This is a genomic window from Pseudoalteromonas sp. SCSIO 43201 (assembly GCF_023716725.1).
Taxonomy (GTDB): domain Bacteria; phylum Pseudomonadota; class Gammaproteobacteria; order Enterobacterales; family Alteromonadaceae; genus Pseudoalteromonas; species Pseudoalteromonas peptidolytica.
This window is the reverse complement of sequence record NZ_CP072683.1, coordinates 2,273,106-2,284,584: the sequence shown is the minus strand read 5'-3', so window position 1 is coordinate 2,284,584 and position 11,479 is coordinate 2,273,106. Positions and strand designations below refer to the sequence as shown.

9 protein-coding genes and 1 other RNA gene are annotated in these 11,479 nt (G+C 39.5%); 8 read left to right on the top strand and 2 right to left on the bottom strand.

Annotated elements, in window-relative coordinates:
- Positions 1-14: 14 nt before the first annotated feature.
- Positions 15-1,907: a phytase gene (locus J8Z24_RS09705; protein ID WP_252094601.1), complete on the top strand. Its 1,893-nt coding sequence runs from the start codon at positions 15-17 to the stop codon at positions 1,905-1,907.
- 105 nt (positions 1,908-2,012) lie between these two features.
- On the opposite strand, the gene J8Z24_RS09700 is transcribed toward J8Z24_RS09705, so the two are convergent.
- Entirely contained in the window at positions 2,013-2,342 is a 330-nt protein-coding gene (locus J8Z24_RS09700) for an ArsR/SmtB family transcription factor (protein ID WP_128730969.1), read from the bottom strand.
- A gap of 161 nt (positions 2,343-2,503) precedes the next feature.
- Between J8Z24_RS09700 and J8Z24_RS09695 the strand changes: the two genes are divergently transcribed.
- The 7 genes from J8Z24_RS09695 (at position 2,504) to J8Z24_RS09665 (ending at position 10,505) form a co-directional block, all read left to right on the top strand.
- Positions 2,504-3,427 carry a permease gene (locus tag J8Z24_RS09695; RefSeq protein WP_125252479.1) on the top strand — a complete coding sequence of 308 codons (924 nt, stop codon included), beginning with the start codon at positions 2,504-2,506 and terminating at the stop codon, positions 3,425-3,427.
- Between the two features lie 21 nt (positions 3,428-3,448).
- A complete protein-coding gene (locus J8Z24_RS09690; RefSeq protein ID WP_252094600.1) occupies positions 3,449-4,705 on the top strand; it encodes an NAD(P)-binding domain-containing protein in 1,257 nt (418 codons plus the stop codon).
- Between the two features lie 336 nt (positions 4,706-5,041).
- Positions 5,042-6,493, top strand: a complete 1,452-nt coding sequence (locus tag J8Z24_RS09685) for a tyrosinase family protein (protein ID WP_252094599.1) — start codon at positions 5,042-5,044, stop codon at positions 6,491-6,493.
- A gap of 6 nt (positions 6,494-6,499) precedes the next feature.
- Complete coding sequence (locus J8Z24_RS09680; RefSeq protein ID WP_252094598.1) at positions 6,500-7,249, top strand: DUF2182 domain-containing protein; 750 nt, start codon at positions 6,500-6,502, stop codon at positions 7,247-7,249.
- 486 nt (positions 7,250-7,735) lie between these two features.
- Positions 7,736-7,915, top strand: a complete 180-nt coding sequence (locus J8Z24_RS09675) for a hypothetical protein (protein ID WP_252094597.1) — start codon at positions 7,736-7,738, stop codon at positions 7,913-7,915.
- A gap of 68 nt (positions 7,916-7,983) precedes the next feature.
- The gene (locus J8Z24_RS09670; protein WP_252094596.1) at positions 7,984-9,201 is read left to right on the top strand and encodes a radical SAM protein; all 1,218 of its coding nucleotides are present in this window, start codon (positions 7,984-7,986) and stop codon (positions 9,199-9,201) included.
- A 5-nt stretch (positions 9,202-9,206) separates the two neighbouring features.
- On the top strand, positions 9,207-10,505 hold the full coding sequence (locus J8Z24_RS09665) for a M1 family aminopeptidase (protein ID WP_252094595.1): 1,299 nt from the start codon (positions 9,207-9,209) through the stop codon (positions 10,503-10,505).
- A 508-nt stretch (positions 10,506-11,013) separates the two neighbouring features.
- Here J8Z24_RS09665 and ssrA read toward each other — a convergent pair.
- Positions 11,014-11,370, bottom strand: a transfer-messenger RNA (tmRNA) gene (gene ssrA, locus J8Z24_RS09660).
- Positions 11,371-11,479 lie beyond the last annotated feature (109 nt).

Sequence of the window (11,479 nt, the reverse complement as noted above, 5' to 3'; positions counted from 1 at the left end):
AATGAGAGTGCAGTATGAAATGTTTATCTTTCCCCTTATCTTGGTTTCTATGTAGTTTATTTACCTATGGGCATACAACAAATGCTTATGCGTCAGATGAGCCATGGCTAACGCATGCAGAGTTTATTTACCCTGTTAATACTTTGGGTGTAGATGAACGGCCATACTTAGCTGTCAGTAGCACACAAGGAGTGGCACTACTTGATACACAAGGCAAGGTGCTTTCGAGCATTGATATAAAGTCGGAGCACTTAGACTTTCGATGGCTTCCTGAGTCTTCACAAGTGGGAATATTATCAACGCTTGATATTAACTCGGGTAAAGCTCAGTTGATAAAAGTAGATGTCGCCGCGGGAGAGCTTAGAGCTATGGCTGAGTTTTCGGCAAAAAACACTGCTATCGATGCTTTATGTGTTGGTAGTTCGTCTGAGCATGTTGAACTTTATACCGTGGATGTAGATGGCAGTGTGCAGCAATTGGCCATCAATACCAAAAATATCGAGCACTGGTATTTGCACCCTGTAAGAGATTTTACCGTGGGGCCTAATATAAAATCTTGTACCGTGGACGATACCGCTCAAACTCTATATATCGCAGAAGAAAACATTGGTATTTGGCGTTATTCCGCCAACCCCGAGCATGAGGTAAATCGTACATTGTTACAACTACCCACTGAGCTAGAAGTTGAATATGTAGATGCTACCTCATTTGGCGATGTTGCAGTGGTATCACCGGACTCCAATCATATCTGGTTGTTTGATTCTACAAATAATACCTTCAACCCAATTGCGCTTACACATGATGTGGCACCTAAAACACTTCAATTACAACGTGAGGGTACATCGTTAGTTGCGTATCTATTCGATGAAAAATCAGGGCACAGTCGTAACATCGAATTGAGCAATATTCCAACCAAGCAAGGTGATATAACACAAGGTGAAGCGCAGCAAAGCTTTACACCTTATGGTCAAACACAGCCGGTGCAATCATATGGTGATGCGGCAGATGATCCTGCTATTTGGGTAAATAGTAAAGTACCATCACAAAGCCTCGTTTATGGCACAGACAAAAAGTCCGGGTTAAATGTTTATGACCTAGAGGGAAAACTACTCAAATCTCTGCCAGTTGGACGGGTGAATAATGTGGATATTCGCTACAACATTAACGTAAATGGTGAAACAGTAGATATTGCTGCGGCCAGCAACCGTACCTCTCAAAGCATTAGCCTATTTAAAATAGACAGAGGAACCGGCTTACCCTCACTGCTTGGCGACTTAAAAACCGATCTGGCAGATCCTTATGGCTTATGTATGGGTAAATACGGCAAAGATTTGGCGGTATGGGTAAACGATACGGATGGGCGCTTTCAAAAATACAATATTGAATTTAACAATAATATGGCCACCGCAACAATGACTATGCAGTGGACGGTGCCAAGTCAGCCTGAAGGCTGTGTTAGTGATGATGAGAACTTGCGACTATTTTACGGTGAAGAGTCAACTGGAGTATGGTTGAAAAACTTGGACGAGAAATCGGCTGATACATTGATAGCAACCACTTCAAGCGACGTGCATGCTGATATTGAAGGCATGAGCTTATTTACGGTGAACGATCAACACTACCTTATTGTTTCAAGTCAGGGTAATAATCGATACGCTGTTTATGCAGTTGATGATAACAACAAATATCTTGGTGTTTTTGCTGTAGGAGCGAACTGGACAAAAATGATAGATGGTGCCTCAGAAACTGATGGACTTGATGTAACAAGTCATCACCTTGGCCAAGCGCTGCCCGATGGACTCTTGGTTGTCCAAGATGGGCATAATGTAATGCCCAAAGCAGCGCAAAATTTTAAGCTAGTTAGTGGTACTTTATTGAGAAACTGGATACTCGAAAAGATAAACTAAACCGCTCGCCATAAATGCGGTGAGCGGTTAACTTACTTCAAGTGATAAAACCACTGCTTTGGATCATAAGCTGCTTGCTAGCAGCTTTAATACCTGACTAGGATATTAAACTTGGTCAATGCTGTCAGTCAGCGTGTTTGAACAAGTGTGATCGTTAATACAGCATTCCGATGTCAAATACTCTATGACAGCCTCTAAAGCGCCGCACTCCAAAGAACAAAGTAGCACTCTACCTTCACGTTTTTGCTTTATCAGACCTGCTGACACTAAAGAAGATATGTGATGTGTGAGTGTTGAAGCTGGTATGTTTACTTTGGCTTGAATATCACCAACAGGGATACCGCTATAGCCCACTTTTGTTATCTCTTTGTATATCGTCAAGCGTACAGGATGCCCTAATTCTTTTAGTATTTTTGCTACATGCTCTAGTTCCATTTATACCTCTGAATTGCCCTCATTACCCGTGTGTAGAGTATACATTTTTCATGGGTTCAGACCAAAGTAAAAACAGATATTTCGAATTTCTTCGAAATAAATATTGAACGAATCTTTATTTCGAATATACTGGTAATGTCAAATTGTTTTAGGAGCATTTTATGTCTACAGAATTTATCAGTATGGCAAACGAAACATTAAATATGTTTATGTTTTTAGCCATTGAGTTAACCATCCTTTACATCGTCATTAGTTATGCAATAGGTGTACTACAAGAGTACGTGCCAAAAGAGAAAGTTCAGACGTTGTTAGCTTCTCAGAATGGCCGTGGATATGTGATTGCAGCGGTGCTAGGAGCGATAACTCCGTTTTGCTCTTGCTCAACAATCCCGTTTTTAAAAGGGTTGTTAAAAGCGCGAGCAGGATTTGGCCCAACTATCGTATTTTTGCTGTCTAGTCCGCTGTTAAACCCGCTAATTATTGGCATTCTTGCTGTTACTTTCAGTATTCAACTCGCTGTTTTTTATTTTGTCATCGCCATGGTGGTATCAATAAGTGCGGGAGTGTTATTGGAAAAGCTAGGTTTTGAAAAGTATGTGCGACCAGAAGCGTATGCCGAACAAGAGAAATCATGCACCCCTTCAAATAAAAGCAGTGAAAAGCCATCAACTGAACCAAACCGTTGGATAAAAATCTGGCGCTCAACCTGGAAAGATTTTAAGAAAACCCTGCCGTATTTATTAGTGGGTGTATCTATTGGATCCATTATTTATGGTTTTGTACCTACAGAACTGATTGTTAAGTATGCAGGAGAAAATAAGTGGTATGCCATTCCAATAGCCGCAGTGATAGGTATCCCTTTATACATCAGGGCGTCTGCCATTATTCCTTTAAGTGCTGGTTTGGTTAAAAAAGGGATGGCAATGGGGTCAGTGATGGCACTGATCATAGGTAGTGCGGGCGCAAGTTTGACAGAAGTGATTTTGTTGCGGTCGATATTTGAAAAGCAAATGATAGCAGCATTTTTGACCGTGGTACTCGGCATGGCAATGGCCGCGGGTTATTTGTATTCAGTAGTATTTTAGTTGGTTATTGAGGAGCTTATTATGAATACAGTATTTGATGTAGTTATCATCGGTGCAGGCCCTGTTGGTATTGCGGCTGCTGCTCATGCTAAAAATAATGGATTAGTACCATTGGTTTTAGAAAAAGGAGCAACAGTTGGTAATGCAATTAAAGAGTGGGGACACGTGCGCTTATTTACTAAATGGTCGTATTTAATTGATAAAGAGGTTGGAAAAATACTAAATCATCAGGGGTGGAAAATGCCTAATCTTGATGAGGCCCCCACGGGCAAAGAGTTGGTAGACCAGTATTTAGCTCCAGCGGCAAACGCGGTAGAGTTATCTAAGTATATTCGATATAACGCAGAAGTGATTGCGATAGCAAAAGAGGGTCACAGTAAACACACAACTCAAGACCGTAATGAAAAGAACTTTGTTATTCATTATCGAGACGCAGAGCAAGATGTGCATATCATTCATTCTAAAGCCGTTATTGATGCGTCCGGGACTTGGTCTTCACCAAATCCGATAGGGCGAGACGGTCTACCTGTACCGGGCGAAACCAAGAATAGCGATGCTATTGCTTATGGCATTCCTGATGTACTGGGCAAAGCGCGTGATGATTATCAGGGAAAAACAACTTTATTGATAGGTGGTGGACATTCAGCAATAAATGTAGGGTTAAACCTTATTGAATTGCAAAACAGTGCTCCTGATACCAAAATATATTGGGGCTTAAGGGGAGAAAACCTCGATAAACTGCTAGGTAGTGGTATTAACGATAAAGTGCCGGCCCGTCTTAAGCTTGGCCGTGCAGCGCAAAGTACCATCGATAGCGGTAAGTTAACTCTTTTATCTGACCTGAATGTAAAGCAAATTAGTCGCGAAGCTAAAGGCTTGAAGGTATCACTGACATCCAACGGTTGTGGTTCTCATATTTATGTCGACAAGATAATCGTTGCTACAGGCTTTAAACCAGATCTACACATGCTTAGAGAGATAAGGCTAAACCTTGACGAAGTCGTGGAAGCACCGCGAGGTATTGCAAGTATGGTCGACCCTAACGCCCATAATTGTGGTTCAGTACCTGGTCATGGTGCCAAAGAATTGGTACATATTGATACCAATTTTTATATCGTTGGTATGAAATCTTATGGCCGTGCTCCATCATTTTTGATGCTACATGGGTATGAGCAGGTACGCTCGATCACTGCTAAATTGGCGGGAGATGAAATGTCAGCCAATGAAATACGTTTAACGTTTCCAGACAGTGTTACCAATAAGCAAAGTTGTTGCTGATGTCAGGAAGTTGTCATTAGCAGTTGTTTGTCCTGTTAGGCCGTAAAAAAGAAGTGGCACTGATCCTGATGTGAGCAAATAATTTTGAGGTTATAAGAGCCCACTTCAAAAGTCAGTGCCACTCGTTCTCATATCCTTAATTTGGTTTGGTACAGTCTGTGTAATGTCCTGTAATCGCGTCGCTCCATTTCTCTGCTATACCTAGATTTGGTTAGCCTCTATCGCTTTATTTTCTCGATGATCATGTGGTTTCACACATTGCGAACGAGATAGAAGCAGAGGTATGAACGAGCGAAGTACACATAGTTTTCCTATTACTTTATGGAGCGAACGACAATGCGCGTAAGGAAAAATGTTAATAACATCAGTGATGGTACGCTACTTTGGTATTCAAGAGCTGTAGAGGCGATGAAGCAAAAAGACATCAAAGATCCGACGAGTTGGTGGTACCAAGGTGCTGTCCATGGGTTTGGTCTAGATAACAGTCCTAATCTAGCTCCTGGTAAGACGTGGAGTGAGCTTAGTGTGTGGCAACAAGCAACAGACTTTCCACCACCAGAAGACTTAGTTGACAGTATTTACTGGCAGCAATGTCAGCATGGAACATGGTACTTTTTACCTTGGCACAGAATGTATTTGCAATTTTTTGAGCAAATAGTCGCCAAAACAGTCGTTGAACTTGGAGGCCCAGAAGACTGGACGCTCCCTTACTGGAACTATTGCGACGCTAACAATCCTGCACTCAATGAAAATGAACAGCTACAAGCATTGAAGTTGCCTGCAGAGTTTGGTGCAGAGCAACCGAACTCAGATTTTCCTGGGTTGTGGATGGTAGAAAGGGCACATTACAAAGTGTCGTCAAAAGCCGATGCTAGCTGTGAAGCTGCTATGCAGCTGAAAAACTTTACCACGCCTATTCCTTCGCAAAGCTTTGGTGGTGTAAGAACAGGGTTTAGTCACGACTCAGGTACCTTTGGCAAGCTAGAAAATAATCCACACAACTTGATCCATGTGGATATCGGTGGTGCAATGGGGGATCCTAACACGGCAGCGCTCGACCCTATATTTTGGCTGCATCATGCAAATATAGACCGCTTATGGCAGAGCTGGATTGACCAAGGGCGTGAAAATACCAGTGATCCTAGTTGGCTCAATCAGGCGTTTGAGTTTCACGATGCCAATGGTAAGCCTGTGACTGTTCAAGTGAAGCAAGTGCTGTCAACGGAAGCGCTAGGGTACACATACAGTGAAAATTATCCAGACGTAAAAGTACGTCAAGAACAAGATCGCAAGCTATTCGCAATGACTCCTTTAGCAGGAAATGAAATGTTCGATACCATTGCCGCAACAACAAAATCCTTTTCACTTGGCTCTCAAGCGACGCCAGCACAGCTTGAGTTCCTACCCGAAAAGCAGCAAGTTGCCAAGGTTTCAGCGCTTGCGAAATCGAGTAGCCAAAGACCGAATCAGGTTATCATTGCGCTCGATAACGTAACTGGCTCTGGCGTTGTTGCGCCATTAAGTATTTTTGTGAAAACATCTGCTGCTGAGCGCGTGTTAGTTGGTAAAGTTGGCCTGTTTGGTTTGACTCAGGCATCAACCCCAAGTGTTAGGCATGCAGGTACTGGTATTAACGTTGAGCTTGATGCAACGGAGGCATTTAACCAGTTACGTTCGCAACCAGACTGGAGTTTCGAAAAAGTAGAAATTGAGATCGAGCCAAGTAGGGAGCTTGGTGAGGCGAGAGTGACGGTGGGACGAGTAAGTGTGAAGGCTGAGGTTGTATAACCGCCCATGCTAACGTCGACATTAAAGCGGATTAGTTACCTAAAGGTAGCTAATCCTCACTGGCTCATTATACTTTTTGCTGCGATGTTATGGGTGTACTATCTGGCACAACAAGTAGGTTTTAGTGGCGAAGCTCACCTGCATCACGCACACCACAACATGCACCATAGTCCTGAAACTATATTTTTTAGGCCTGTACTAGATTGGATGATAATGGTGTATGCCATGATGCTCCCGATGACCAGTGGCACCATTCGTGCCATCGTAAATCGAATACCTGTAGCTAGACAATCGCGCAGTTTACTCATTTTTGTATTGGGCTACTCATTAATTTGGCTCGTTTTTGGCTTAGTATTATTCTCAGCTTCAAAGTGGGTGGAAACCTTATCGTCTCTGGTTACCCAAGCTAATTTGTCGATTGGAGCGCTGGCATATTTGGTCGCTGGGGTTGTTTCTAATGCAGACTTTCGGATCCGATTACTTTCAGCATGCGGCAGCATTTGGGCTCCTCGTATTGTGGGATATAAAGCTGATTTAGATATTGCAAAGATTGGCATTATTGAGGGGATTAAATGCGTACAAACCTGCGCACATATCATGGTTGCTATGTACATTGCAGGGCACAATTTAATGCAGATGGCGGTACTTACGGTGGCATTATTTTATGAAAAAAGCCGTTACAGAAATAAAGAAGATCTGTTGAGAAATACGTGCTTCTTCTTAGCAATTTGGGAGCTGGCTATATTCTATCAATAAGAGTTTAGTAACTATTTTCTGCAATAAAATAATAAACTGTGCTGATTGTATTAAGCACAGTTTACAAGTCAAATCACTGCAATAAGCAATAAGCAATAAGCAATAAGCAATAAGCAATAAGCAATAAGCAATAAGCAATAAGCAATAAGCAATAAATGCAAGACGATGCGTTTACTTTTTAATCTGTACATTTAAATCCAGCTCAGAAATAAAGTACACGATAATTTGGTACTGTCTGTCAGTGTCACACTGGGGACATTCCAAGCCCAGATCTACCTCCTATTGAACCAATTCCAAACTATAAATAAAAAACCATCAAAGACAGTGCTTTGCTGTGGCTTATGACTCCTTTTTGTGACTTGAGTGCTTCAAGCTCCGTTCAATAACGTTATTTGCTCTTAATTTGTTGTACCAATATTGGTAACATGTTAACTTGTTTTTTGCATGAACTTATGTAAATCATGCTCTTATAATAAGGAAACTTCAATGTCTAAATTACAATCTGAGCTTAATAACTTCAGCTCGACTTCAGGAAACAAGAAAATCAACTTGATCAAGAAAGAGCTATTAGATCTGGTATCTAGCTCAGCGGGTGGCGGTGCTTACTACAAGAACTTTACAAAGTACGTAAAACCAGATGAAGTCCCAACAACTTTAAGACCATAGTATAAAATACTCTTCAGAGCACCTTTCTTGGTGCTCTTTTAGTTAAATAATAATTTAATAAAGTTAATATGAAATCAATAAAGCACCTTGATATAATTTTAAAAATAACAGAAAGATGTAATATAGACTGTGATTATTGCTATGTCTTTAACCTTCACGATACCAGCTATAATAAGAGAAGTGCTAGAGTATCTTTAGATAATATTGAAAGCTTAGTCAGCTTTATTTCACAGGCTATTTCTGATTTTGGGATTGAAAGTGTAGGGATCATATTACATGGTGGTGAGCCTCTGCTAATGCCAAAGAAGAGTTTTGTTGAAATTTGCGAGAGGCTAAAATCCTTCAGCTCTATTCAAGTAAATCTAACTCTGCAAACAAATGCTATTCTTATTGATGATGATTGGATTTCTATATTTGAAAAATATGATATAGCTTTAGGTGTTAGCCTGGATGGACCACAGGAAATAAATGATAAACATAGAGTAGACCATAATGGGAAAGGAAGCTTTTATGAAGTCATCAAAGGTATAGAAAAGTTAAAGTTTGCAGAGTTAAATAAAAGAATTAAAAGTTTTGGTTTGTTGTGTGTGATTGATCCATACGAAAGCCCAAGTGATATTCTAAAGTTTTTTACGCGAGAATTATCTGAAAATAGCGTTAGCTTTTTGTTGCCTATGGACACTCACGACACAGCTAAGAAAGAAGATGTAATGCAATTATCAAAATATTTGATAATGTTGTTTGACGCATGGGTAGAAGAGTTCGACAAAAACAATGTAACCATACGTATATTTTCCGAAATCATTAATACGCTTACTAAAGATTTGCAGCATCTCGAGTTAGTTGGAGCACAATTGGATAATTATTTAATGATAGGGGTTTCGTCAGAAGGTGAGATTATTTTTGACGAGCTTAGAGGGCTAAGCGGTGTATCCAACAACCAGAGCATAAAGGATAGTTCTTTATTACAGTACATAAATTCAGAAGAATTCATAAAAATTGAAAAACAACTTGAGACTTTACCCTATGAATGTGATCCATGTGTTTGGAAAGGCTTATGTAGAGGCGGTTTAGGGTTAGGAGCTGGTATTACACGACATAGTAAATTACATCAATTTAAAAATAAATCTATTTTATGTGATGCTTTTAGAGCTTTATTTTCACACATAGTTAGCTATCTAATAGCAAGTGGTTTTGATGTGAATGACATAGAGAGTAAATTAGACTTCTTGGGTGAAAGTCTACCTGTTCATAATAAAGATGTGATTGAAGTGGTAAGCTTGTAGTGATTATGGAAAAAACTTATAAAAATATATTTTTTCTTTCTTTGTGTGTTTTTTCTTTGTGTTCTTTTGCTAGTGACGTAGAAGTAAGGATTACAAAACTAATAAATAAAGATGGTTTTGAGGTTGAGTATATTTTCAAGGAAGAAATAACCTCAATGACTATAGAAAATGCACCAAAAGACTTTGTTTTAAATTACTGGACTTTTAAGGATGGTGCAGCCACTGCTTCAGTACTTGATGGGGAAATTAAACTAATTAACCCTGAAAAAAAACTATCTATAATTGTTGATAAAGGTTTCGATACATCTGAAATTCGAGCCTACCCTCCCTACCTCTTTTTTGAAGACAGAACCGGTGTTTATCTGGATTATTATTTGCCAAGCGAAATAAAATATAAAAAAGCTGAAATTGAAAAAAATAAAGAAATTGGATTTAAAATCATAAGTAGAGATGTTCATAGGGAAGAGTTTTCAAGTTATAAAATTTTGGATTTGAAAAGTGTTGATTTTAAAAAATATTACTTTCTTTCAGCTAGGGAAGAAAAATCATCTAAAATAGTTAATTTCACAGTTAGTTCAATTTTAAGTGAGAAGGTAATAACCCCAATATCTGAGAAAACAGAAAAGATAATGGATTATATAGGGAGTGTTTTTAATTACAATCACCCGTATAGTGTTGAGGTGTTAATTTACTTTGACCAAAATAGAGATTACTTGGGGTTTGAAGGGAGTGCCTTACCAGGCCAAATTGTCTTGATTCTAAGTGGAGAAGATTTTATTTCAAACTCTATAAAATATGAAAATGAAGTATTGCGAACCATTGCGCATGAAGCAGTACATCTATGGAATGGCCATATTTTTTCACACAGTAAGAGTGCGCATACATGGCTGTATGAAGGAAGTGCTGAATATTTATCCTATCAACTGTTGCTTTCTTTAGATATGATATCAAAAGACTATTATGATTATTTTTATAATAGAGACAAAAAGAGTTGTTTAAAAGCACTTAATGAAGAAGCTTTAGGGAGTGTAGATAATACTCCATTGTTTTTTGCTGCTTATTCTTGTGGGCATATAATTTTTGATGTGCTTAGCTTTACATTCGATAAAAAGGATAAGTATAAATTTATTAAAGATTTTCTTACGTACTCTAAAGATGGTTATTCTCTGGATTCTTTATATAAGCTATTAAACAAAAATAATCACACTGCGGATTTTGTTGTCACTTTGGAAAAGATACTTACATCAAAACTAGAATCTTATGCAAGTGTAAAGCTTTTGTTGGCTACTAAAAATTCAGATTAGTTAAACTAAATTTTAGATAATACCAATTTGCTTAATTAAGTGGTCTATTCTGAGACGAGAAAACTTTGTCGACAACTCCGCTACCGCGTCCTGCTATCGCTAAGGTACCTACATCCATATAGGCAAGGCAAAAATTTTGCTATCTAGTTGTTCTAAATAAGAAGTTTTTAACGCTGTTAGCGTCAGATTTACTCCTTCAAATTGAGTAAGTATTAAGTCAAGTTGGTATCACTATTCACACCTAAATACCTGCCCCTTAATGCTTAACGTAGGCACAATCCGCTTTAACCTGTTCACAAAACTGGCCATGCGCTCAGCATTAAATTGTTTAGCCATGGCAAAGGTAAACAAATTACGGACTTTCAAAAAACAAATGTGGTCACGATGTGAACAAGCACACTGGGGACATTTCAGCCCAGATCTACCCCATATTGAACCAATTCCCAAACCATAAATAAACAAAAACCCCATCAAAACAGTGTTTTGATGGGGTTTCAGTGTCGCTATTTGGTGGAGCTGGGGGGATTTGAACCCCCGTCCGGAAAGCGTCGACCTTCGGTCCTACATGTTTAGTATCGTCTATTGGTTAACCTTTAAATCTCGGACGAACACGATAAGTAAAGGCGAGGCCGCTTAGTTTTAGCCCTTCAACCCCGGCCAGGGTTTCCGTAGCGATCTTGTGTAGGGTGACACTCCAGAACCAGATCCACAAGAATATCATGGAGGAGTGCTAGCGGGCTATTATGCCGCTAGAGCGTAGTTATCGTCGTTTGCGATTACTTTAAATGCGGCTTTTTTACGAGGCCAACCGCACCTCGACATGCACCTCAGGCTTCTTGAATCCCGTCGAATCCTAATCAGCCCCTGAATAAATTCAGTACGTGTTAGTAATTAACTACTTATGTACTAACTATGCTTTGCATTATACATAGGATTAATGTCTTTACAATGGCTTATCACGCTATTAAGAGGTG

Bases quoted from the DNA above. Each gene is read 5' to 3' on its own strand.
- J8Z24_RS09680 (WP_252094598.1), top strand. From the start codon at position 6,500: ATGCTAACGTCGACATTAAAGCGGATTAGTTACCTAAAGGTAGCTAAT.
- J8Z24_RS09700 (WP_128730969.1), bottom strand. From the start codon at position 2,342: ATGGAACTAGAGCATGTAGCAAAAATACTAAAAGAATTAGGGCATCCT.
- J8Z24_RS09705 (WP_252094601.1), top strand. From the start codon at position 15: ATGAAATGTTTATCTTTCCCCTTATCTTGGTTTCTATGTAGTTTATTT.
- J8Z24_RS09695 (WP_125252479.1), top strand. From the start codon at position 2,504: ATGTCTACAGAATTTATCAGTATGGCAAACGAAACATTAAATATGTTT.
- J8Z24_RS09690 (WP_252094600.1), top strand. From the start codon at position 3,449: ATGAATACAGTATTTGATGTAGTTATCATCGGTGCAGGCCCTGTTGGT.
- J8Z24_RS09670 (WP_252094596.1), top strand. From the start codon at position 7,984: ATGAAATCAATAAAGCACCTTGATATAATTTTAAAAATAACAGAAAGA.
- J8Z24_RS09665 (WP_252094595.1), top strand. From the start codon at position 9,207: ATGGAAAAAACTTATAAAAATATATTTTTTCTTTCTTTGTGTGTTTTT.
- J8Z24_RS09685 (WP_252094599.1), top strand. From the start codon at position 5,042: ATGCGCGTAAGGAAAAATGTTAATAACATCAGTGATGGTACGCTACTT.
- J8Z24_RS09675 (WP_252094597.1), top strand. From the start codon at position 7,736: ATGTCTAAATTACAATCTGAGCTTAATAACTTCAGCTCGACTTCAGGA.